This window comes from Tatumella ptyseos ATCC 33301 (assembly GCF_000735525.1).
GTDB classification, from domain to species: domain Bacteria; phylum Pseudomonadota; class Gammaproteobacteria; order Enterobacterales; family Enterobacteriaceae; genus Tatumella; species Tatumella ptyseos.
Window position 1 is genome coordinate 106,462 of record NZ_JMPR01000020.1, and the last position, 24,125, is coordinate 130,586.

At 51.8% G+C, this 24,125-nt stretch carries 18 protein-coding genes; 8 read left to right on the forward strand and 10 right to left on the reverse strand.

The features are described from left to right. Positions 1-414: 414 nt before the first annotated feature. The 4 genes from hofC to GTPT_RS05855 all read right to left on the reverse strand — a co-directional run bounded on the left by hofC (position 415) and on the right by GTPT_RS05855 (position 4,516). The gene (hofC, locus tag GTPT_RS05840; protein ID WP_029990231.1) at positions 415-1,611 is read right to left on the reverse strand and encodes a protein transport protein HofC; all 1,197 of its coding nucleotides are present in this window, start codon (positions 1,609-1,611) and stop codon (positions 415-417) included. Beyond that, complete coding sequence (gene gspE / locus GTPT_RS05845; protein WP_029990230.1) at positions 1,604-2,992, reverse strand: type II secretion system protein GspE; 1,389 nt, start codon at positions 2,990-2,992, stop codon at positions 1,604-1,606. Before gspE ends, hofC begins: the two co-directional genes overlap by 8 nt. After that, positions 2,989-3,435, reverse strand: a complete 447-nt coding sequence (gene ppdD / locus GTPT_RS05850; protein WP_025901249.1) for a prepilin peptidase-dependent pilin — start codon at positions 3,433-3,435, stop codon at positions 2,989-2,991. The genes gspE and ppdD overlap by 4 nt, the downstream gene beginning before the upstream one ends. Before the next feature lie 169 nt (positions 3,436-3,604). Next, on the reverse strand, positions 3,605-4,516 hold the full coding sequence (locus GTPT_RS05855) for a nicotinate-nucleotide diphosphorylase (protein ID WP_025901250.1): 912 nt from the start codon (positions 4,514-4,516) through the stop codon (positions 3,605-3,607). A gap of 203 nt (positions 4,517-4,719) precedes the next feature. Here GTPT_RS05855 and ampD point away from each other — a divergent pair, with 203 nt between their 5' ends. Both ampD and ampE read left to right on the forward strand, forming a co-directional pair. After that, complete coding sequence (ampD, locus tag GTPT_RS05860) at positions 4,720-5,289, forward strand: 1,6-anhydro-N-acetylmuramyl-L-alanine amidase AmpD (RefSeq protein ID WP_025901251.1); 570 nt, start codon at positions 4,720-4,722, stop codon at positions 5,287-5,289. 17 nt (positions 5,290-5,306) lie between these two features. Then, the gene (gene ampE / locus GTPT_RS05865) at positions 5,307-6,161 is read left to right on the forward strand and encodes a beta-lactamase regulator AmpE (RefSeq protein WP_025901252.1); all 855 of its coding nucleotides are present in this window, start codon (positions 5,307-5,309) and stop codon (positions 6,159-6,161) included. 78 nt (positions 6,162-6,239) lie between these two features. Here the strand turns inward: ampE and aroP are convergent, their stop codons facing one another. Then, positions 6,240-7,595, reverse strand: a complete 1,356-nt coding sequence (gene aroP / locus GTPT_RS05870) for an aromatic amino acid transporter AroP (protein WP_025901253.1) — start codon at positions 7,593-7,595, stop codon at positions 6,240-6,242. A 173-nt stretch (positions 7,596-7,768) separates the two neighbouring features. Continuing rightward, positions 7,769-8,023 (reverse strand): hypothetical protein, encoded by a 255-nt coding sequence (locus tag GTPT_RS17425; protein ID WP_145959595.1) that lies wholly within the window; start codon positions 8,021-8,023, stop codon positions 7,769-7,771. Between the two features lie 38 nt (positions 8,024-8,061). Between GTPT_RS17425 and pdhR the strand changes: the two genes are divergently transcribed. The 4 genes from pdhR (at position 8,062) to lpdA (ending at position 15,182) form a co-directional block, all read left to right on the forward strand. Further along, positions 8,062-8,826: a pyruvate dehydrogenase complex transcriptional repressor PdhR gene (gene pdhR / locus GTPT_RS05875; protein ID WP_025901254.1), complete on the forward strand. Its 765-nt coding sequence runs from the start codon at positions 8,062-8,064 to the stop codon at positions 8,824-8,826. 113 nt (positions 8,827-8,939) lie between these two features. Beyond that, positions 8,940-11,603 carry a pyruvate dehydrogenase (acetyl-transferring), homodimeric type gene (gene aceE, locus GTPT_RS05880; protein ID WP_029990229.1) on the forward strand — a complete coding sequence of 888 codons (2,664 nt, stop codon included), beginning with the start codon at positions 8,940-8,942 and terminating at the stop codon, positions 11,601-11,603. 13 nt (positions 11,604-11,616) lie between these two features. Then, positions 11,617-13,494 carry a pyruvate dehydrogenase complex dihydrolipoyllysine-residue acetyltransferase gene (aceF, locus tag GTPT_RS05885; protein ID WP_029990228.1) on the forward strand — a complete coding sequence of 626 codons (1,878 nt, stop codon included), beginning with the start codon at positions 11,617-11,619 and terminating at the stop codon, positions 13,492-13,494. Positions 13,495-13,757: 263 nt separating this feature from the next. Then, positions 13,758-15,182, forward strand: a complete 1,425-nt coding sequence (lpdA, locus tag GTPT_RS05890) for a dihydrolipoyl dehydrogenase (RefSeq protein WP_025901257.1) — start codon at positions 13,758-13,760, stop codon at positions 15,180-15,182. Between the two features lie 67 nt (positions 15,183-15,249). Here the strand turns inward: lpdA and mgtA are convergent, their stop codons facing one another. After that, the gene (mgtA, locus tag GTPT_RS05895; protein ID WP_029990227.1) at positions 15,250-17,946 is read right to left on the reverse strand and encodes a magnesium-translocating P-type ATPase; all 2,697 of its coding nucleotides are present in this window, start codon (positions 17,944-17,946) and stop codon (positions 15,250-15,252) included. 767 nt (positions 17,947-18,713) lie between these two features. On the opposite strand from mgtA, the gene acnB reads away from it, so the two are divergent. Together acnB and GTPT_RS05905 are read left to right on the forward strand one after the other, a co-directional pair. Further along, entirely contained in the window at positions 18,714-21,311 is a 2,598-nt protein-coding gene (gene acnB / locus GTPT_RS05900) for a bifunctional aconitate hydratase 2/2-methylisocitrate dehydratase (RefSeq protein ID WP_111678767.1), read from the forward strand. A gap of 182 nt (positions 21,312-21,493) precedes the next feature. Then, positions 21,494-21,856: a YacL family protein gene (locus GTPT_RS05905; protein WP_025901260.1), complete on the forward strand. Its 363-nt coding sequence runs from the start codon at positions 21,494-21,496 to the stop codon at positions 21,854-21,856. Between the two features lie 46 nt (positions 21,857-21,902). On the opposite strand, the gene speD is transcribed toward GTPT_RS05905, so the two are convergent. The 3 genes from speD to GTPT_RS05920 form a co-directional block, all read right to left on the reverse strand. Further along, the gene (speD, locus tag GTPT_RS05910; protein WP_025901261.1) at positions 21,903-22,706 is read right to left on the reverse strand and encodes an adenosylmethionine decarboxylase; all 804 of its coding nucleotides are present in this window, start codon (positions 22,704-22,706) and stop codon (positions 21,903-21,905) included. 32 nt (positions 22,707-22,738) lie between these two features. Then, the gene (gene speE / locus GTPT_RS05915) at positions 22,739-23,599 is read right to left on the reverse strand and encodes a polyamine aminopropyltransferase (protein ID WP_029990225.1); all 861 of its coding nucleotides are present in this window, start codon (positions 23,597-23,599) and stop codon (positions 22,739-22,741) included. 90 nt (positions 23,600-23,689) lie between these two features. After that, complete coding sequence (locus GTPT_RS05920) at positions 23,690-24,040, reverse strand: YacC family pilotin-like protein (RefSeq protein WP_025901263.1); 351 nt, start codon at positions 24,038-24,040, stop codon at positions 23,690-23,692. Positions 24,041-24,125 lie beyond the last annotated feature (85 nt).

The following is a 24,125-nucleotide window of genomic DNA, read 5'->3' on the forward strand; positions in this document are numbered from 1 at the left end:
TGTTTATTTAATGCCATAACCCGTATGGCAGCATTATATTCACCGCAGGGGGATGTTTTTTATGACTGATTTCAGGGCAACTTACTGTTTTGCAGTATGAATTTTGCTCAGTCTATTCTCTCAAAGAATAATGTCTTTTTCTGTCAGAGTTGATCACTCACGTATGAGCTAATCACCGGGAAAATTCATTTTCTATATCGCATTAATTAAATGTATAGAGCTTGTATCTGGTCGTTTTTTACGCTTGTCCGGGGGGCGTATTCTCTCTTTTCCGGAAATATTCACCCGGAAAGAGTAAATCTGAACGCCTTATATTTCCGTTTGGAAATAATATCTGCAGGTGATTTTATGGATAACCGTCGCGGGGGACTAAGCGGCGTGCGGTCAGCGTGGAAAACAGGCGGAGCGGACAGATTAAAATATCGCCTCACCCAGATTAAACATCGGCAGATACATACCGATGACAATACTTCCCGTGATAAGCCCGGTGATCAGCAACATAGCTGGCTCAATACTGTTACTCAGAAGATCGGTTTGTTGCCTGGCCTCAGTTTCAAACCACTGCGCCAGCCGCATAAAAACCACATCCAGGGTGCCGGTTTGTTCTCCTGAGCGGGTCAGCAGGTAACATATTGGCGGAAAACCGGGTTGATCATTCAGGCCAGCGGAGAGAGGAAGGCCCTGTTCAATATGGTGACGCAGCGTGTTTAGTGCTTGTTGCCAGAAAGGTGTAGCAAACACGTTCTCTGCTATCTGTAATCCTTCGCTCAGTGGTAATCCTGAACGCTGGGTCAGTGCCAGAATATCAAAAAGTTGTGCCAGCAGCGTGAACTGCCATAGCCGGCCAGCCAAAGGCAGACGTAACAATAAGCGCTGGGTTGTCAGCACCCGCGCGGCATTTTTTCTGCATCTCAGGTATCCGACACTGCCAGCCACAGCCATTAGCAGCACCGCTGGTATGGCGTGTACTAAAGACTGTGAAAAACCGATCAGATACCGCGTGAAAGCAGGCAGAGGTGTGTTAGCAGAGCGGTAAATGGCGGCAAACTCCGGTAATATCCACAGCAACATTCCCAGACTTATCACTGCGGCCAGCAGGAGGACAAACAGCGGGTATCTCAGGGCCTTGATAAGTTGCTGCTTCAGTTGGCGCTGTTTTTGCTGCTGCTCCGCCAGATTTTTACAGCAATATTCCAGTTGGCCTGTTTGTTCTCCGGTTCGTATCATTGAGATGCAGAGGGGCGGAAAAATACCGGGCCAGTGGCTGAGTGCGGACGAAAAGCTGGTACCGGACAGGATTTGTTGCTGCAATTGTTCCAGTAACGAGCGCCATGCCTTCGCCGGATGGCCACCTGCCAGCAGAAGTAAGCCCTCGGACAGTGTCAGGCCCGCCTGAAGCAACATACCGGTCTGGCTGAAGAAGACAACCCTTTCCTGACGCAGCCAGTAGCGTGCTGAATAACACTTTTTTCGTGTGATTTTCAGCGGAATTAAGTCCTGTTGAGACATCATATCCTGCAACCGGCGGGGGTTATCCGCCAGCATTTCTCCCTGACAATAACCCCCTTCAGCATCGATAGCCCGCCAGTGAAATAAACAGTAATTACTCATCCAGCCCCCCCGTCACACGAAGTACTTCAGCCCAGGAGGTGTCAGCACGGCTGACGGCATTCAAACCAGACATAAACAGAGGCTGCATGCCCTGGCGGGAAGCAATCATTTTTAACTCCTGAGAGGAGACATCGTCAGCGATAGCCTGGTGTAAATCACCGGTAATGGCCAATACTTCAAAAATGGCGAACCGGCCATAATAGCCGCCAAAACAGTGGTCACAACCTTCAGCCAGCCAGTGTGTTATGGCGGACGGTTGCCGGCCGGGCGGGCCGGGTAGTGTGGTATCTGCCTGGCGACGACAATGCCGGCACAACCTGCGGACCAGCCGTTGGGCGATGACTAACCGCAGCGAAGCGGCCAGCAGATACCCGGCAATGCCCATCTGGCGTAAGCGCGTTATCGCTTCAGGTGTCGAATTGGTGTGTAGCGTTGATAGAACCAGATGGCCGGTCTGAGCTGCTTTGACGGCAATGTCTGCCGTTTCGTTATCCCTGATTTCGCCAATCATAATGACATCCGGATCCTGGCGAAGCAGCGCCCGCAGGATACGGGCGAAGTCCAGCCCGGCACGGGTATTGATTTGCGTCTGATTAATGCCGGGCAGAGTCATCTCTATCGGGTCTTCCACCGTGGAGAGGTTTCTATCCGGGGTATTTAAGGCATTTAACAGACTGTAAAGCGTCAGGGTTTTACCGCTGCCTGTCGGCCCGGTGACCAGAATCATCCCCTGAGGTTGCTGTAATACGGCCAGTAACTGAGTCAGCGTGTCTGGCTCCAGCCCTAACTGTGCAGGAGTCAGGGCTGCGGACAGGGTCTGCAGACGTCTGAGCACGACTTTCTCTCCGAAGTGTGTCGGCAGAGTCGACAGACGAAAGCTCTGTCTGTCATCGCCGGTTTCATAGCTCAGTTGACCATCCTGCGGCAGTCGGTTTTCAGCGATATCCACGCCGGCCAGAATTTTAAATCGGGCAATCAGTGAATTCCCCGGACAGGGCAACCTGAGCGGGCAGGGGGAGAGAATACCGTCGATTCTCAGACGGGCCCGTATTCCTTCCGGGGTCGGTTCAATATGAATATCAGAGGCCCGTAAGCGAATGGCCAGTGCCAGTAGCTGCCCGGCAAGCTCCGGGATATTGGTGCTTTCAGGGTTTCCGCTTACCGGAGATGATGACGGAGAAGCCGTCTGCTGGCGGCAGTTTTCAATCCGGGCTAGTGGCCAGACTTCAAAACTGACTTGTCGCTGGCTGGCGAAACGCAGAGATTCGATAATTTCCTCAGCGGGCAACGCTGTCACTGCCAGCCTGAGTAACGTGGCGTCCAGTGAGAGGATGCAGGCAGGGATCTGGCGGCATAAATTATCCAGCGATTGCGGGATCATAGCTCCTCCTGCTGATCGTCGAACCGGAATTGTGATCGACAATTGTTGAGAAGCAGTCGGTTTTCACTCAGGCATCGCTTGGTCCATGAAAACTCACCGTCCTGTGCATTCCAGTGGGGGAGCAGCTCGACCGTTAACCCTTTCAATGTCTCGCTGCCAGTGAGAGTCATTTTACCGTCACTGACCTGCAGGCTTCCGGTGTAACGAGACCCTTTCACGGCGGGGATACCGTATGTCTCTGCATTACATCCCTGGCTGGTTCCTTTTTCCATACTGCAAAGTTCAATCGCGGTTTTATACGGTAACATTAGTTGCAACATATCGGTGATGGCCGCTTTCTGCAGATAGTTCTGATACGCCGGTAAACCGATAGCACTGAGGATGGCGATAATCGCGATCACGATCATTAGTTCAATCAGGGTAAAACCTTGTTGTTTTTCCATAGATACCCTCCTTGTAATAAGCCGGGAAGAGTAAAGCGTTATGCCGGCAGGAGGGATGGATGATCTCCGGCGGCAGGAGATCGCATCCGGAGTTTTATCGGTTGTTTCATCGCAAAGCAGTCAGGATGTGTGCCGGCATCCGTAACAGATAAACCGGCCCGGGAAAGGTTTAGGCGCTGGCGGGCAAAAACTGCAGTGAAATATTCAGAGGCTGTGGCTGGTTCAGTAGTGCATTGGCGGAAAGGTAATCCACACCGGTATGTGAAAGGGCCGGCAGATGCTGACAGGTATTTTGTCCGCTGATAATCAGCATCGGTGACACCTGTTGTTTGTGGCGTTCAGTGACCGCAGCATTGACTTCCGGCAAGGTGAAGTTTTGCAACTGTATAAGATCTGCCCCGGCGACCAGTGCCTGTGAGAACTGTGTGAACGATGTCACTGTGACTTCAATCGGGCGGTCCGGGTCGATCCAGCGGGCATTTTCTATTGCCGAAACGACCGAGCCACAGGCGATAATATGGTTTTCGTTAATGGGGATCAGATCGCTCAGGTCCAGCCGCTGTGCCGTATGATCGCCGCAGAGAAGCGCATATTTTATCGCGTTACTGAATCCCGGCTGAGTATTCAGGGAATCCATCACCCGGAGCTGAGTGTCAGCTAACTGGCTAAGGGTATGGCTGAAGCGGGTTGAAATTCCGGATAATGTCTGTAAAAAATGCAACACCGAAGTTTCGGCACTGAGTAATGCGGTAGCGGGCCCGGTCAGGGTGGCCAGTATTTGCCCCTGATGAATCGCGGCGGCATCGCTGGTATGCCACTGCCACGTTATGTCGGGGCTAATCTGCTGAAGCACCGCCTCAGCCCAGGCTTTACCGCAGAATATACCGTCTTCATGGCTGATAAGCTGCGCCTGGCTGCGCTGCGTTTCGCTGACCAGACGAGTCACCAGAGGATGGTCAGGGTGTCGCTTGCCTGCGGGGGCATTCTGTAATGCCTGCGTAACGACTTCCGGAATGTCATACCTGACGCGTTCGAGTAGCTGTCGTTTGCAGTGTTCTGAGGCAGTATGGCTTACGGGCATGGGGCTGTTTGCTCCTTTAGTCACAGGAATAAATACTGTAGCCTGAAGTGTCATGACTCTCCAGCCGAATAGCGTAACCAGTTGAGTCATCGGGTCTGACGGCAGAGGTAGTCAGTCTGAGAGTCGCTGGCACCCGGAACGGATAAGCAATATCATGATAACTCTTATGTTATTCTCGACCTTATGCAGGGAACATGACCCATATGAAACTTGAATCTGGCTGGCTGACAACGGCAAGAAAAGTCCCTTCAGCGCATTTTAACGAGCGTCCGGAAGAGGTGTCCCCCTGGCTATTGGTGATCCATAATATCAGCCTGCCTCCGGGGAAATTTGGCGGTCCCTGGATAGACCAGCTCTTTACCGGCACCCTGAATCCCGACGATGACCCGTATTTTGAGGGGATCGCGGCGCTAAAGGTGGCTGCACATTGCCTGATCCGACGTGATGGTGAAATAGTGCAATATGTGGCTTTTGATAAGCGCGCCTGGCATGCCGGGCAGTCTTCCTATCACGGGCAGGATAATTGTAATGATTTTTCCATCGGTATTGAACTGGAAGGCACGGATACCGTGGCGTATACCGCGCAGCAATACGAGTCATTGTGTCAGATAACACGCCTTCTGATGCACTGTTATCCGATAAAAACTGACGATATTACCGGGCACAGTGATATTGCCCCCGGACGTAAGACGGATCCCGGGGAGGCATTTGACTGGCAATACTACCGGCAACAACTGCAGGCGATAACCGGCGAGCAGGCCGGACAGAAATGAAATAAGGGCTGGAAAGAATGACGTTATTTACCTTGTTACTGGTACTGGGCTGGGAACGGTTATTTAAATTGGGTGAACACTGGCAGCTGGAGCATCGGTTACGGCCGATTTTCCGCGGGCAGACCCATTTCTCGATGATACGCACGACCGGTATGGCGGTTCTGGCAATGCTGATAACGCTGGTGCTGGTGCTGAGCCTGCGAGGGTTATTCTTCGGAGTACCGTCGTTGCTGCTATGGGTCGTGGTCGGGGTATTATGCATCGGCGCCGGGGTCACGCGTCTGCATTATCATGCTTATCTGAAGTCGGCCAGCGTCGATGATCAGGCCGCCCATCAGGCAATGGCTGATGAGCTGAGTTTAATTCACGGATTGCCGGATACCGCGAATGAGCGTGTGTATCTGCGTGAGTTACAGAATGCACTGCTGTGGATTAACTACCGCTTCTACCTCGCACCGCTGTTCTGGTTTGTGGTGGGGGGGCCGTGGGGGCCGGTAACGCTGGTCGGATACGCGTTTCTGCGCGCCTGGCAAGGCTGGCTGGCGGCTCATCAGACAGCAGCCGAACGTGAGCAGTCCGGCGTGGAGAAATTACTGTTTGTGCTGGACTGGATCCCTGTACGCCTTGCCGGTGTGGCTTATGCGCTGTTAGGGCATGGCGAAAAAGCCTTACCTGCCTGGTTCAAATTTATCAGGGATGTGCGACACACGCCGTATCAGGTTCTGACCCGTCTGGCCCAGTTCTCGCTGGAACGCGACCCCTGTACGGATAAAGTGGAAAAACCCCGTATGGCGGTGGCGCTGGCGAAACGTATCACGCTGGTGCTGGTGGTGGTGGTGGCGCTACTGACAATCACAGGGACACTGCTCTAGCCGGTCATCCTCTGAGAGACAAAAAGGGCGCAGTCAGATCTTTCTGAACTGCGCCCTTTTTACGTCAACCGTGGATTATCAGGCCGGATGCTTCTTCGTCCGGAATAAATACCCGATGGCCAGAATAACCAGCCAGACGGGGATCAGCCACACAGAAATCGCCATTCCCGGGGTCATGACCATGATGACCAGGATAGCTGCCATAAACAGCAGACAAATCCAGTTACCCAGCGGATAAAGAAGTGCTTTAAAGCGTGGGGTAACGCCCTGCCTCTCTTTCGCTTTACGGAATTTCAGATGCGCCAGGCTTATCATGGCCCAGTTAATGACCAGAGCAGAGACCACCAATGACATCAGTAAACCAAAGGCTTTCGCCGGCATCAGATAGTTGATCAGTACCCCGAGAGCAGTGGCTACGGCAGACAGTCCCAGAGCAACATAAGGCACCCCACGGCGGTCGACCTTCAGCAGAGCGCGGGGACCATTACCCTGTTTCGCCAGCCCGTACAGCATACGGCTGTTACTGTAGACGCAACTGTTATAGACCGAGAGAGCGGCGGTCAGGATCACAATATTCAGCGCATTCGCGACCAGGCTGTCACCCAGTTCATGGAAGATAAGCACAAACGGGCTGCCACCTTCGACCACTTTCGTCCACGGGTAGAGTGATAACAGGATGGTCAGTGAGCCGATGTAAAAAATCAGAATACGGTACAACACCTGGTTGGTGGCTTTAGGGATGCTGCGCTCCGGATTATCGGCTTCTGCCGCGGTGATCCCCACCAGTTCAAGCCCGCCGAAAGAGAACATGATGACTGCCATCGACATCACAAGCCCGGAAATACCGTGAGGGAAGAAGCCCCCGATGGCCCAGATATTGGAGAAAGAGGCTTCAGGCGCACCGTGTCCGCTGAACAACATCCAGCCACCAAACAGGATCATACCGATGACAGCTACGACTTTAATGATAGAGAACCAGAACTCCATCTCACCGTAGACTTTCACATTGCTCAGGTTAATGGCATTGATCAGTACAAAGAAGACCGCTGCAGACACCCATGTGGGAATTTCCGGCCACCAGTACTGAATATAGACGCCGACAGCAGTGAGTTCAGCCATGGCTACCAGCACATAGAGCACCCAGTAGTTCCAGCCGGAAGCAAATCCTGCAAAGCTCCCCCAGTATTTATAGGCAAAATGACTAAATGACCCGGCGACCGGCTCCTCTACCACCATTTCACCCAGCTGACGCATGATCAGAAAGGCGATAAACCCGCCGATGGCATACCCCAGCAGGACGGAAGGACCGGCCATTTTTATCGTTTGCGCTATTCCGAGAAACAGGCCTGTACCAATGGCTCCCCCCAGAGCGATTAACTGAATATGGCGGTTCTTCAATCCCCGCTTCAGCGTGTCCTCTTGCTGTTTTTCCATAAAAAACCTCTTAATCATCTACAGTTCTGCTTTCCCAGGGTGAGGGAAGGCAGTGATTTATAGTGCTTTCGTTATTATTTTACCTGTCCGTAACAGCACGATACTGCCGTCTGCCTGCGGATCAGAATAGTGATAAGTCATACGCTTTGCACCTTGCTTTTGTTGTTTCGTGCTCAAAAAAGCCTATCTTTGACGATGGGTTCGGTTCCATCCTGTCGGGACAGGAAAAACAGGGGATGAATTACCCGCCACAGAGGGCGAGATAACAGCAGGAAATCCGGAGTAAACAGGCTGACGACGTTGATGGTAAAGAAAAAATCGCGCATTTCCGGGATTTGATCCTGACGCAAAGCTGGCACCGGTATATGGACAGCAGGTAAATAATTTGTTACTTTTAGCGCCCGTATTTTGCTAATTGGTAATACCAATTATCCGGCACAATGACAGGAATAAATTAACGACTGTGATGGCGTACAGCAAAATCCGACAACCTAAGCTGTCAGATGTGATTGAGCAGCAACTGGAGTCGCTGATTATGGAAGGCTCATTGTGTCCGGGAGAACAACTCCCCCCGGAGCGCGAGCTTGCCCGTCAATTTGATGTATCGCGCCCCTCCGTGCGTGAGGCGATACAGCGCCTGGAAGCCCGGGGACTGTTATCTCGTCGTCAGGGAGGCGGGACCTTTGTGCAGACGACTCTCTGGCAAAGCCTGAGCGACCCGCTGGTCGGTATACTGGCGAATTCTCCTGAATCCCGTTTTGATTTACTGGAAACCCGGCATGCGCTGGAGGGGATAGCGGCGTACTATGCGGCGTTGCGGGGGACGGAAGAGGATTTAGCGCGTATCCGCGCACATCACATCCGTATTCAGCAGGCACAGGACAGCGGTAACCTGGATGCCGAAGCTGACGCCGTCATTAAATATCAAATAACCGTCACTGAAGCCGCCCATAATATGGTGCTGTTGCATCTTGTGCGCGCTATGGGGCCGCTGCTGGAACAAAATGTCCGGCAGAATTTTGAAACACTTTACTTACGACGCGATATGCTAGCGAAAGTAAGTGGACACCGCGCCAGAATTTTTGAGGCGATTATTGCACGTGAGCCGGAAAAAGCCCGTGAAGAATCACACTCGCACCTGGCGTTTCTTGAAGAAATATTGCTGGAAAGAAGCCGGGAAGAAAGCCGGCGGGAACGTTCATTAAGACGTCTTCAGCAACGCAAGGGTTAGGCACATCAAGGTATGTGCAATTATGAAGTGCTTGTCTGCTCTGTACCCCAACTTTGTTTTACAGATAAGCTACTCAAAATTCAACGTATTAGACACAGATAAGGAATAGCCCCATGTCAGAACGTTTACCTAATGACGTGGATCCGATTGAAACCCGCGACTGGTTACAGGCGCTCGAATCGGTCATCCGTGAAGAAGGTGTTGAACGCGCTCAGTACTTAATTGATCAGGTACTTGATGCGGCTCGCAAAGGTGGTGTCAGTGTGGCAGCCGGCGCTTCTGCGCAGGACTACATCAATACTATTTCCGTTGACGATGAACCGGAATATCCGGGGAACCAGGCACTGGAGCGACGTATTCGTTCAGCAATTCGCTGGAATGCGATTATGACGGTACTGAGAGCATCTAAAAAAGATCTGGAACTGGGTGGCCATATGGCGTCTTTCCAGTCTTCTGCGACCATTTACGAAGTTTGCTTTAACCACTTCTTCCGCGCCCGTACTGCGCAGGATGGCGGCGACCTGGTTTATTTCCAGGGGCACATTTCGCCTGGCATCTATGCCCGCGCCTTCCTGGAAGGTCGTTTAACGGAAGAACAGTTGAACAACTTCCGTCAGGAGGTTCATGGTAAGGGGCTTTCTTCTTATCCACACCCTAAACTGATGCCTGATTTCTGGCAGTTCCCGACGGTTTCTATGGGGCTGGGACCGTTGTCGGCAATCTACCAGGCAAAATTCCTGAAATATCTGGAACACCGTGGCCTGAAAAAGACCTCGGCGCAGACCGTTTATGCCTTCCTGGGCGACGGTGAAATGGATGAGCCGGAATCCAAAGGGGCGATCACTATCGCAACCCGTGAGAAACTGGATAACCTGGTGTTCATCATTAACTGTAACCTGCAACGTCTGGATGGACCGGTGACAGGTAACGGTAAAATTATTAATGAACTGGACGGTATCTTTACCGGTGCCGGCTGGGAAGTGATTAAAGTCATCTGGGGCGATCGCTGGGACGAACTGCTGCGTAAAGACACCAGTGGTAAGCTTATTCAGCTGATGAATGAAACCGTTGACGGTGATTATCAGACCTTTAAGTCAAAAGACGGGGCCTATGTGCGTGAGCACTTCTTCGGAAAATATCCGGAGACGGCGGCACTGGTCAAAGATATGTCAGACGATGAGATCTGGTCACTGAACCGTGGTGGTCATGATCCGAAGAAAGTCTATGCGGCCCTGAAAAAAGCGCAGGACACCAAAGGAAAACCGGTGCTGATCCTGGCGCATACCGTTAAAGGGTATGGCATGGGTGAAACGGCGGAAGGTAAAAACATCGCGCACCAGGTGAAGAAAATGAACATGGATGGCGTGCGCTATATCCGTGATCGTTTCAATGTGCCGGTCAGTGATGAGCAGCTGGAAACACTGCCGTACGTTACCTTTGACAAAGCGTCGGAAGAGTATCAGTACCTGCACGGTCAGCGTGAGAAACTGGGAGGGTATCTGCCAAGCCGTCAGGAGAAGTTCACTGACAAACTGGATATCCCTGCACTTGACGAATTTAAGTCTTTGCTCGATGAGCAAAGCAAAGAAATTTCTACCACCATTGCCTTCGTACGTGCGCTGAATGTCATGCTGAAAAATGCATCGATTAAAGATCGTCTGGTGCCGATCCTTGCCGATGAAGCGCGTACCTTTGGTATGGAAGGTCTGTTCCGTCAGATTGGTATCTACAGCCCGAACGGTCAGCAGTACACACCGCAGGACCGCGAGCAGGTGGCTTACTACAAAGAAGACGAGAAAGGTCAGATCCTGCAGGAAGGGATCAACGAACTGGGGGCCGGGGCGTCCTGGTTAGCCGCCGCGACATCGTACAGTACCAATAACCTGCCGATGATCCCGTTCTACATCTATTACTCCATGTTTGGGTTCCAGCGTATCGGTGATCTGTGCTGGGCCGCCGGGGATCAGCAAGCCCGTGGCTTCCTGGTGGGCGGAACGTCCGGACGTACTACACTGAACGGTGAAGGCCTGCAGCATGAAGACGGACATAGCCATATTCAGTCACTGACTATTCCTAACTGTATCTCTTATGACCCGGCCTACGCGTATGAAGTGGCGGTGATTATGCATGACGGTCTGGAGCGGATGTACGGTGAAGCTCAGGAAAATGTGTATTACTACATTACCACCCTGAACGAAAACTATCATATGCCAGCGATGCCGGAAGGTGCGGAAGAAGGTATCCGTAAGGGGATCTACAAACTGGATACCCTGCAAGGCAGCAAAGGCAAAGTACAGTTACTGGGCTCCGGCGCTATGCTGCGTCATGTCCGTGAAGCCGCAGAAATCCTGGCCAAAGAGTACGGTGTCGGCTCCGACGTTTACAGTGTGACATCCTTTACCGAACTGGCTCGTGATGGTCAGGACTGTGAGCGCTGGAACATGCTGCATCCTGCCGAAGAGCCTCGCGTGCCTTATATTGCTCAGGTGATGAGTGATGCTCCGGCCGTCGCATCGACCGATTACATGAAACTGTTTGCTGAGCAGGTACGCAACTATATTCCTGCCAGTGATTATCGTGTGCTGGGTACGGATGGCTTTGGTCGCTCTGACAGCCGTGAAAATCTGCGTCATCATTTTGAAGTCGATGCTTCGTATGTGGTGGTTGCTGCTCTGGGTGAACTGGCTAAACGCGGTGAGATTGATAAAAATGTGGTCGCTGAGGCGATCCGTAAATTTGATATCGATGCTGATAAAGTCAATCCGCGTCTGGCGTAAGAGGTAATTATTGATGGCAATTGAAATCAACGTTCCGGATATCGGCACTGATGAAGTTGAAGTGACGGAAATCCTGGTCAAAGTGGGTGATAAGGTTGACGCCGAGCAATCACTGATCACGGTTGAAGGGGACAAGGCATCGATGGAGGTGCCTTCACCTCAGTCCGGTGTTATTAAAGAAATTAAAGTCGCTACCGGCGATAAAGTGGCGACCGGATCACTGATTATGATCTTCGAGGCGGCTGAAGCCGAAGCGCCGGCCGCGAAAGCAGCAGAGACAGCGCAGCCACAAGCCGCGGCTGCTTCAGCCACCGGAACCCGTGAGGTCAATGTCCCGGATATCGGGGGTGATGAAGTGGAAGTCACCGAAATTCTGGTGAAAGCCGGCGATACGGTTGAGGCTGAACAGTCTCTGCTGACTGTCGAAGGCGATAAGGCCTCCATGGAAGTGCCTGCACCTTTTGCCGGTAAAGTGAAAGAGATTAAAGTGACCCTCGGCGATAAAGTCAGTACCGGATCGCTTATCATGGTCTTTGAAACGTCGGACGCCGACGCCGCACCGGTCGCAGAAAATACTGCACCAGCGGCCGCACCTGCAGCCACGGCCAGCGAAGAGAAAATCATTCAGGTGCCTGACATCGGTGGTGATGAAGTTGAAGTGACCGAAATCATGGTGAAGGTCGGTGATAAGGTTGAAAACGAACAATCACTGATCACCGTTGAAGGTGATAAAGCCTCAATGGAAGTTCCGGCACCGTATGCCGGTACGGTTAAATCCATCAGTATTTCCGTCGGCGATAAAGTCAGCACCGGCTCACCGATGATGGTGTTTGAAATTGCCGACAGTGCGCCGGTAGCTGCCCCGGCATCAGCGCCTCAGGCCGCCCCGGTCCCTGCAGCAGAAAAAGCGCCTGCTCCGGCGCAGAATACGGCTAAGCCTGCAGCCGCCCAAAGTGACTTTGCAGAAAATGATGCTTACGTCCACGCCACCCCGGTGATCCGTCGTCTGGCACGTGAATTCGGGGTTAACCTGGCGAAAGTGAAAGGGACCGGCCGTAAAAACCGTATCCTGCGTGAAGATGTGCAGGCGTACGTGAAAGATGCCGTGAAACGTGCAGAGAACCCTGCCTCCGGTGCGACAGCACTGCCGGGGATGCTGCCATGGCCGAAGGTAGACTTCAGCAAGTTTGGTGAGATTGAAGAAGTCGAGCTGGGACGTATTCAGAAACTGTCCGGGGCTAACCTGAGCCGTAACTGGATGATGATCCCGCATGTCACGCATTTCGATGAAGCGGATATTACTGAACTGGAAGCGTTCCGTAAGCAGCAGAATGTTGACGCTGAGAAACAGAAACTGGACGTAAAAATTACGCCGGTGGTGTTTATTATGAAAGCGGTGGCAAAAGCACTGGAAGCCTTCCCGCGTTTCAATAGTTCGATTTCTGAAGATGCACAACGTTTAACCCTGAAAAAATATATTAATATCGGGGTAGCGGTCGACACTCCTAACGGGTTGGTGGTTCCGGTATTCCGTGACGTGAACAAAAAAGGCATTATTGAGTTATCCCGTGAGCTGATGGATATCTCGAAAAAAGCCCGTAACGGAAAACTTACCTCCGGCGATATGCAGGGCGGATGCTTTACCATTTCCAGCCTTGGCGGACTGGGAACTACATCGTTTACACCGATTGTGAATGCACCGGAAGTGGCTATCCTCGGGGTTTCAAAATCGGCGATGAAACCGGTCTGGAACGGTAAGGACTTTACACCGCGCCTGATGTTGCCGTTGTCGTTATCGTTTGACCATCGGGTGATCGATGGTGCCGATGGTGCGCGGTTTATCACGTATATCAATCAGGTACTGTCAGACATTCGTCGTCTGATTATGTAACACGGATGAGGCCGGTGATAATCGCCGGCCTTATTACTGTGCCGAACGTATCAAGGTGTTTGCATCCGGTATATGCATCCTGCCGGAAGAGAGTTTACGGCGTTAATGACCGTCACCACAGGTGACTTTCGCTAACATAACGCTGTTTGCAGTTTATTAACAATTCTGTAAACTCTTGCGCTAAATACGTCCGGGTGGTTTGCGGACGTTATCAATGATAACAACTGACGTCGGACTGCCGGACAGTCAAATAAGAGGTCATGATGAGTACAGAGATTAAAACCCAGGTCGTGGTACTTGGTGCAGGTCCTGCAGGCTACTCCGCCGCTTTTCGTTGTGCTGACTTAGGACTGGAAACGGTTCTGGTTGAACGCTACAGCACCCTTGGCGGTGTTTGTCTGAACGTAGGTTGTATCCCTTCCAAGGCGTTACTGCACGTCGCAAAAGTTATCGAAGAAGCCAAAGCGCTTGAAGCTCACGGTATCGTATTTGGTCAGCCAAAAACGGATATCGATAAAGTCCGTACCTGGAAAGAGAAAGTCATCACCCAGCTGACCGGTGGACTTGCGGGAATGGCAAAAGGCCGCAAAGTTAACGTCGTGAACGGTTTCGGTAAATTTACCGGCGCGAATACGCTGCAGGTTGAAGGCGAAAACGGCACGACTACCATCAGTTTCGATAATGCGATTATTGCTGCCGGTTCCCGTCCGGTACAGCTACCGTTTATCCCGCATGAAGATCCCCGTGTTTGGGACTCTACCGATGCACTGGCATTGAAAGAAGTGCCTGAGCGCCTGCTGATTATGGGCGGTGGTATTATCGGCCTGGAAATGGGGACCGTGTATCATGCCCTGGGTTCACAGATTGATGTGGTGGAGATGTTTGACCAGGTGATCCCGGCCGCTGACAAAGATGTGGTTAAAGCCTTTACCCGTCGTATCAGCAAGCAGTTTACGCTGATGCTGGAAACCAAAGTGACCGCGGTTGAAGCCAAAGAAGACGGTATTTATGTCTCGATGGAAGGCAAAAATGCCCCTGCGGAACCACAGCGTTATGATGCGGTACTGGTCGCTATCGGTCGTCTGCCTAACGGTAAGAGCCTGGATGCCGGTAAGGCCGGGGTTGACGTTGATGACCGTGGTTTCATTCAGGTTGATAAACAGATGCGTACCAACGTACCGCATATCTTTGCTATCGGGGACATCGTGGGTCAGCCAATGCTGGCACACAAAGGGGTACATGAAGGGCACGTGGCTGCCGAAGTTATCTCCGGTAAGAAACACTATTTCGATCCTAAGGTGATCCCGTCTATCGCGTATACCGAGCCGGAAGTTGCCTGGGTTGGTCTGACCGAAAAAGAAGCCAAAGAGAAAGGCATCAGTTACGAAGTCTCCACCTTCCCGTGGGCGGCTTCAGGCAGGGCAATTGCTTCTGATTGCGCAGACGGTATGACCAAGCTGATTTTCGATAAAGAATCACACCGTATTATCGGTGGGGCGATTGTCGGTACGAATGGCGGTGAATTACTGGGCGAAATCGGGCTGGCGATTGAAATGGGATGTGATGCGGAAGATATTGCGCTGACCATTCATGCCCACCCGACCTTACATGAGTCCGTCGGCCTGGCCGCTGAGATTTATGAAGGCAGTATTACCGACTTACCTAACCCTAAAGCGAAGAAAAAGTAACAGGGAAAGGCAGTAAAACAACGGCTCCTCAGGGAGCCGTTGTTTATGGGGGCATTCCGTTCCGTGCTTAAAACCACTGACCAAAACGCCGGCAGTAAAACTGTTTTACGGACTGACTCAGCAGGCAGTACCCGGTCAGGATCAGTAATAACCAGGGGAAATAGCTCAGTGGTAAAGGCTGTAACCTGAAGGTGGTTGCCAGCGGTGAGTACGGCAGGGCGATCCCGATAACGACTACAGCTAATGTGCTTAACAGTACCGGCCAGCGGGCACAGCTCTGCAGGAACGGGATTTTGCGGGTCCGCAGCATATGAACCACCAGCGTCTGTGACAGCAGACCTTCCACAAACCAGCCGGACTGGAACAACGATTGTGTGGCCTCACTGTGAGCAGAAAAGACGTGCCACATGATGGCAAAGGTAGCCACATCGAATACCGATGAAATCGGGCCCATCACCAGCATAAAGCGCCCGATATTTCCGGCATCCCATTTCCGGGGCTGTGCCACAAACTCTTCATCCATGCTATCCCAGGGTAACAGCATCTGAGACACATCATAGATCAGGTTTTGCAGCAGCAACTGAATGGCCAGCATTGGCATAAACGGAATAAAGGCGCTGGCAATTAAGACCGAGAAGACATTGCCGAAGTTAGAACTGGCGGTGATATTCAGATACTTGATGATATTCCCGAAGGTCTGACGGCCGATACGGACGCCGTGTTCCAGAACCTGCAGGTCTTTTTCCAGCAAAATAATATCCGCTGCATTCTGTGCAATCTGAGTCGCATTATCCACTGAGATCCCGACATCGGCAGCATGCAGTGCCGCGGCATCGTTAATACCATCACCGAGAAAGCCGACGGTATGACCGGACTGTTGCAGCAGTGTCACTATCCGCGTTTTATCCGACGGGGTCAGCCGTGCAAAAATAGTATGGCTGGCCAGTTGCTGTTTCAGGGTCTCATCGTCCATGGCGGCGATATCCGGTCCCTGTAACGGGATACCGGCAGACAGACGCAGGTCACGGCAAATTTTAGCGGTCACCTCGGCATTATCGCCGGTCAGAACTTTGACCTGAACCCCGCGGGCTTTCAGTGAAGCCAGGGCGCTTTCCGCCCCCTGTTTTACCGGGTCAAGGAAACACAGGATCCCGCACAGTGTCAGATCACATTCATCGTCATGGCGCAAACGGCGCAGGGCATTCTCCGGGGACAAGGTTTTGCTGCCCATCAGAAGCACGCGATAACCCTGGCGGTTTTTCTCTGCCACATAATCCCGGTAATGTTGCAGATGTTCCGGGGTGAGAAGGACCTCTTCTTTACCGGATAGGACGCGTGTGCAGCGGGCTAGCATCTCTTCACTGGCCCCTTTGCAGATGAGCTGTTGTCTGCCATGGTCGTCGTAAACCGACACAGAAAGACAACGCCGGGTAAAGTCGAACGGTAATTCATCGGCTTTACGAATATGCAGCAACCGGCGTGCTATCCCCTGCTGAGTGGCATAGTCATTGATGGCACGATCCATCGGATTATTGATGCCCTGCTGCAGATAACTGTTCAGCCATGCCATTTCAGCAACGTGGATATCGTCGAAGCCATCCGCAGTGAGTGCACCGGCAAGGATAATATTGTCATCGGTCAGGGTGCCGGTTTTATCGGTGCAAAGAATATCCATGGCCCCCAGGTTCTGAATGGCATTGATACGTTTCACCACGACTTTTCTGGACGCCAGCGCCATGGCACCCTTGGCCAGATTCGTACTGACGATCATCGGCAGCATTTCGGGGGTCAGGCCAACGGCCACCGCCAGGGAAAAGAACAACGCCTCAGTCCATTCACCTTTGGTCAGCCCGTTAATCAGAAAGACAACCGGCACCATCAATAGCATAAAGCGGATCAGCAACCAACTGACACTGTTGACCCCTTTATCAAAGGCAGTTTTAGGAGCCGCACCGGAAATCTTCCCGGCCAGTGATCCGTACCAGGTGTCTTCACCTGTGGCGACGACGACGGCGGTGGCAGAACCACTGAGGACGCTGGTGCTCATCAGAGCTATGGCTGGCTGGTGGAGCAGTGCCTGTTCGCTGATCTCAGCCTGTGACTCTTCCGCATGAACCCGGGCGTGTTTTTCAACCGGGAGCGTTTCACCGGTCAGGACGGACTGATTCAGTTGCAGTGAACTGCTTTCCAGCAAACGCAGATCGGCCGGAACAATGTCTCCGGCGCTGAGCATGATGATGTCGCCGGGCACGATTTCGTGGCGGGGCACAGACAGGACGACAGACTGATGCTGTTCATCCTGCCGACGGACATTCACCGTCACTTCCACCAGAGAGTTCAGTGCATCTGCGGCTTTGTTGGTACGGAATTCCTGCACAAAACGGAGCAGGGTGCTGAACAGGATCATACAGCTCATAATAATCACGCTGGTCAGATCCGGTTTATCACCGGCACGAAGAGGGATCCAGTAATCGGTCACAAAGCTGACAATCGCCAGTGCCAGCAGCACATAAATAAAAGGATTATTGAAAGCCTGCAGCCACTGGATAAGGGCCGGAGGGGCTTTTTTTACGGCAATTTCGTTCGGACCAAAACGGTGCTGACGGTCAGCAACCTGTTCAGCGGTTAATCCCTGGCTGCCGGCATCGAGTGACGCCAGTGTTGCTTCTGTGCTGGTAGTAATATGATGGCTGATCAGCCATTCCGGTGTCTGCGGCTGCTGTTTTTCCTGCAGCAGCGGGCGGGTATTTATAATCTGTGTCATCTCAATAGTATCCGCTTTGTGACTGCCGGCGCGGGGATCCCGGGCGCAGGACAGTAAAAAAAGTAAGATACGCTGCAGAGTTGAGGGTCAGGCAGGCGTCCCCCTGCAACGCATATAACGTTGCCTGGTCGGGTCATCGTCCATCTGTGGCTCCTTCATTAAGGATTCGTGGAAAGTTTTCTGTGCAAACCGGCACAGTGACGGCAGGTACGATTAAAGGGATAAACCCGGAGGAAAGAGTGCGTGGGTGAACATTTTTGATACCTCGTCTGCGATAAAATAAAGACAGGCGTGGCTATTCGCTCGCTGCTGTCTGCCAGGGGGCAGACAAGCAATTTATCTGCCCTTGTACGTTCGGTAACTGTTCAAGGGATAATCCTGTATAAAAAAGGCAGATAAAATATAAGGTTTTTAGCAGGTAAGGTAAACCCGCAACTTAAACCACAGTTCAACCAGCGTTTTTTATATTGCCTGAAAAGTCCCCGCAGGCCGGTGGCTGTCGCCGGAAATGGAGTGATATTTTTTCTTTATGTTTCAGCATGAAGAGTGCTAGTTTAATTAATGTATTATATTTCAGCTGATTAGCGTTATGTACCGGCATGTTCCCTGAACGGCAAGGATGTTGATTTTTTGTAAACAGATTAACAACAGATCAGGATGCTGATAAGCTGCCAAAGCGGACCCGCGCTTTTAATCTCTGCGATAATACCTTTTACATGCAGAGCCATAGCGCAGGAAGCCAATACAATGTGAGTGAGGAGAACGTCGTGCTAGATGAATACCGTAAGCACGTTGCCGAACGTGCTGCTATGGGCATTGTCCCCAAGCCTTTAGATGCGTCCCAGACCGCAGCACTGGTTGAACTGCTGAAAACTCCACCGAAAGGTGAAGAAGAATTTCTGTTAGATCTGCTGATAAATCGTGTCCCCCCTGGTGTTGATGAAGCTGCCTATGTAAAAGCCGGGTTCCTTGCGGCTATCGTTAAAGGTGAAGCCACTTCCCCGCTAATCACGCCTGAAAAAGCGGTAGATCTGCTGGGTACTATGCAGGGAGGATATAACATCCATCCGTTAATCGATGCGCTGGATGATGAAAAGCTGGCGGCCGGTGCGGCAAAAGCCCTGTCCCATACCCTGCTGATGTTTGATAATTTTTATGATGTTGAAGAAAAAGCCAAAGCAGGTAATCCCTTTGCACAGCAGGTACTGAAGTCCTGGGCGGATGCCGAATGGTTCCTGTCCCGTCCTGAGCTGGCGGAGAAGATCACGCTGACCGTCTTTAAAGTGACCGGTGAAACCAATACCGATGATCTTTCTCCGGCTCCGGATGCCTGGTCTCGTCCTGATATTCCGTTGCATGCGCTGGCGATGCTGAAAATTGCCCGTGACGGCATTACCCCGGACGATGCCGGAAATATTGGCCCGATTAAACAAATCGAAGCCTTACAGAGTAAAGGCTTTCCGCTGGTCTATACCGGGGATGTGGTCGGTACCGGTTCTTCCCGTAAATCAGCCACCAACTCTGTCCTGTGGTTTATGGGGGATGATATCCCTTATGTACCGAATAAGAAGGGCGGCGGTGTGGTTCTGGGCGGAAAAATCGCGCCGATCTTCTTCAATACCATGGAAGATGCCGGTGCCTTACCGATAGAAGTGGATGTCAGCGGCCTCAATATGGGGGATGTCATTGATATTTATCCTTATAAAGGTGAAGTTCGCCGTCATGAGGATAACGAACTGCTGGAAACCTTTGCGCTGAAAACCGATGTTCTGCTGGATGAGGTTCGCGCGGGTGGACGTATCCCGCTGATCATTGGTCGTGGTCTGACGGCCCGCGCCCGTGAGGCACTTTCCCTGCCGCACAGTGACGTCTTCCGTAAAGCGAAGGACGTGGTGAAAAGTGAGCGTGGTTTCTCGCTGGCCCAGAAAATGGTCGGCCGGGCCTGTGGTGTCGCCGGTATTCGTCCAGGCGAATACTGTGAGCCAAAAATGACGTCTGTCGGTTCTCAGGATACGACCGGGCCAATGACCCGTGATGAACTGAAGGATCTTGCCTGCCTCGGCTTCTCTGCTGATTTAGTCATGCAGTCGTTTTGCCATACGGCAGCGTATCCCAAACCGGTCGACGTACAGATGCAGCACACGTTACCGGACTTCATAATGAACCGTGGCGGGGTCTCTCTGCGTCCGGGCGATGGTATTATCCATAGCTGGCTGAACCGCATGCTGTTACCGGACACGGTCGGCACCGGCGGAGACTCTCATACCCGTTTCCCTATCGGTATTTCGTTCCCGGCCGGCTCCGGACTCGTCGCGTTTGCTGCTGCCACCGGTGTGATGCCCCTGGATATGCCGGAGTCTGTACTGGTGCGTTTCAGTGGTAAGATGCAGCCCGGGATCACCCTGCGTGACCTGGTTCATGCTATCCCGTTGTATGCTATCAAACAGGGACTGCTGACGGTCGAGAAGAAAGGGAAAAAGAATATCTTCTCCGGTCGTATTCTGGAGATCGAAGGTTTACCGGATCTGAAAGCGGAACAGGCTTTTGAACTTTCTGATGCTTCAGCGGAACGTTCCGCGGCAGGTTGTACGATCAAGCTGGATAAAGCGCCGATCATTGAATATCTCAATTCCAATATTGTGCTACTGAAATGGATGATTGCGGAAGGTTATGGCGATCGCCGTACTCTCGAACGCCGTATCCAGGGCATGGAACAATGGCTGGCGGATCCGCAACTACTTGAAGCGGATGCGGATGCAGAATATGCGGCGGTGATCGATATCGATCTGAATGAGATCACGCAGCCTATCCTGTGTGCGCCGAATGATCCGGATGACGCCCGCTGGTTATCCGATGTGCAGGGTGAGAAAATTGATGAGGTCTTTATCGGGTCCTGTATGACCAATATCGGTCACTTCCGTGCTGCCGGTAAATTGCTGGATAGCCATAAAGGACCGCTGCCGACCCGGTTATGGGTTGCGCCGCCGACCAAAATGGATGCCGCCCAGTTGACGGAAGAAGGTTACTACAGTGTCTTTGGTAAGAGTGGTGCCAGGGTTGAAATTCCGGGATGTTCACTCTGCATGGGGAACCAGGCCCGTGTCGCTGACGGGGCGACGGTGGTATCGACCTCAACCCGTAACTTCCCTAACCGTTTAGGGAATGGTGCGAACGTCTACCTGGCATCTGCTGAGCTCGCCGCTGTGGCCTCTCTGTCAGGCAAACTGCCTACGCCGGACGAATATCAGCATTTCATGGCAGAGGTGGATAAAACAGCCAGCGATACCTACCGCTACCTGAATTTTGACCACCTGCCCGAATATACTGACAAAGCTAAAGACGTTATTTTTCAGACCAGCGTCTGATTACTGTTAATATAGTCTCAGGCGAAAAAGCACAGCGCAGGCTGTGCTTTTTTTATCCCTGTTCTGCGGTCGTGCTGGCGCGGGATACGGGCCGTGTCTGTGTCATAGCCTGCTAACGGCAGCGACAGATGTTAACAGTTGTGAGCTGATGATCATGTCATCAGTATCGTCAGGAGTCAGTTATGGAATACCAGTTTGTTCATGATGTTACCGGCAATGTGATCGTACGCATGTCGATGGACCATGAGGCGGTCGGTCACTGGTTTAATGATGAAGTCAGGGGAGACCTGGCGTTGCTCGACGAGGTACGTGAAGGTGCCCGTTCGGTCAAAGGGACGACCCGGCAATGGAGCCGCACGGGTAAAGAGTACACGTTGTGGATTGATGATGAAGAAGTGATGATCAGTGCCAATATGCTGTCTTTTGATACGGATGAACCTGAAGAAGGAATGAGCTATTACGATCAGGAGTCACTGGCATTTTGTGGCGTTGAAGACTTCTTTCTGCTGGTGGATGCCTATCAGAAGTTTATTGAGCGCCGTTAACGGGGAGCAGGAAAAGACCGGCAACAGCGTGCCGGTCCGATAGCGTTTATTTCTGATTTACCGCAGGAATATTGCGGCCATAATAAATTTCACGCATCTCTTTCCATAACAGATCAGTGATCCGCTGGTGTTCACCGGCCGTCAAATCTTCCGGACGGGTATTGAACAGATAGTGCTTCAGGTCAAATTCTTTCAGCAGCATTTTGGTGTGAAAGATATTTTCCTGGTAGACATTGACATCCATCATGTCGTACATCGATTTCATATTCTCTGACATAAAATTCTGAATCGAATTAATTTCATGATCGATGAAATGTTTTACCCCGTTAATATCGCGGGTGAACCCACGGACACGGTAGTCGATGGTCACGATATCGGATTCCAGCTGATGAATAAGGTAGTTCAGGGCGTTCAGCGGGGAGATCACACCACAGGTCGAAACTTCGATATCTGCCCGGAAAGTACAGAGACCGCCTTCCGGGTGGCTTTCCGGATAGGTATGTACGCAGATATGGCTTTTATCGAGATGAGCAACAATCGCATCCGGTAGCGGGCCGGGGTGCTCTGAGGTATCGATATCTTCAGGATTAACCGGTTCTTCACTCACCAGAATAGTGACGCTGGCCCCCTGGGGCTCGTAGTCCTGGCGGGCAATGTTCAGGACATTAGCCCCTATGATAGAACAGGTTTCAGTCAGAATTTCAGTCAGTCGGTTAGCATTATATTGCTCGTCGATATATGCGATGTAGCCGTCACGTTCTTCTTTTGTGTTCGCGTAGCAAATATCATAGATACAAAAACTCAGGCTTTTCGTCAGATTATTGAAGCCATGTAGTTTTAGCTTTTGCAATTTAGTCCACCTCCTTTAGGGAAAGTTGCGGATCACTCTGCTGCCAGAGCATCCAGTAAATACTGCGGTAAGGCAAAACTGCCCTGATGAATAGCCGGTGTATAATAGCGGCAGGTAATGCCGGATTCATTAATACGCTGAGTGAGCGTCTCGTGAGTGAGTGTACGCAGAGACTCGTCATTACTCGCCCAGGCAAAAGTCATAATTCCGCCGTAATAGGTCGGAACCGCGGCCTGGTAAAAACTGACATCTGAGAAATAAGGGCGCAGGCGACGATGGCTGTTAATCGCTTCTTCCTGCTGCAGAAAACAGACCCCGTTCTGTGCGACGAAGATCCCGCCTTCATTCAGACAACGCTGGCAGCCTTCGTAGAAGTCAGAGGTGAAGAGGCTTTCACCGGGACCGATCGGGTCCGTACAGTCAGAAATGATCACATCAAATTTCTGATCTGTCTGATTCACGAAGTTAACACCGTCGTCGATCACCAGCGTAAAGCGGGGGTCATCATAAGCACCCGCGCTATGGTTCGGCAGGTACTCACGGCAGAACGTTACGACCCCGGCGTCAATTTCGACCATAGTGATCCGTTCCACGCCAGGATGACGTGCGACTTCGCGCAGCATTCCGCCATCACCGCCGCCGATAATCAGCACACTGCGGGCTTCACCGTGGGCGAAAAGCGGTACGTGGGTCAGCATTTCATGGTAGATAAATTCATCACGTTCGGTGGTTTGTACCACACCATCCAAAGCCATGACTCTGCCGAAGGCACTGTTTTCGAAAATCACTAAATCCTGATGTTCGGTTTTATCCCGATAAAGTTCTTTATCGACAGTAAAATACTGCCCGAAACCGTCATGCAATGTTTCATGCCATTTATCGTGCTGTGACACGTGATTACTCTCCTGTATTACCGGATGATAAAAATAAGCTGATGATGATAACGAAGTCACGGAAGTGATGCACGGCATCTGCCTTTCTGATCACTGCTTAACATAAGAGAGCAGGCTCAGCGATTTATCAGCCAGAGACTGGCATTTCTGAGCCTGCGGCACGGCGATACCGCTCAGATCTTCATAGCTTGCTTCGCCGAGTTGTTGCATATTCATCTGGTCATAGTTACTTAAATCCCAGTGATTCTGTCGGGCGAAGAAGATCAGGGCATTTCGGATCTGATTATCGGGAATTTTCTGGTAACCACAGTCATTTTTCAGGTAGATGAAGACTGCCGTTAAGTCGGCCATATCTTCGGCCTGAGATTCATCGAGAGCAAAGCTGGTGCCGGTGACGCCCATTAATGCGGTCAACAACAGCAGCCTGAAGATTTTAGTCATTGGGGTTCTCTGGTCGATATCATGTTATCCACGTTAGCATAGTTGCTGTCAGGATGACGATTATTTTGACCGCTTTGCAAGCAGG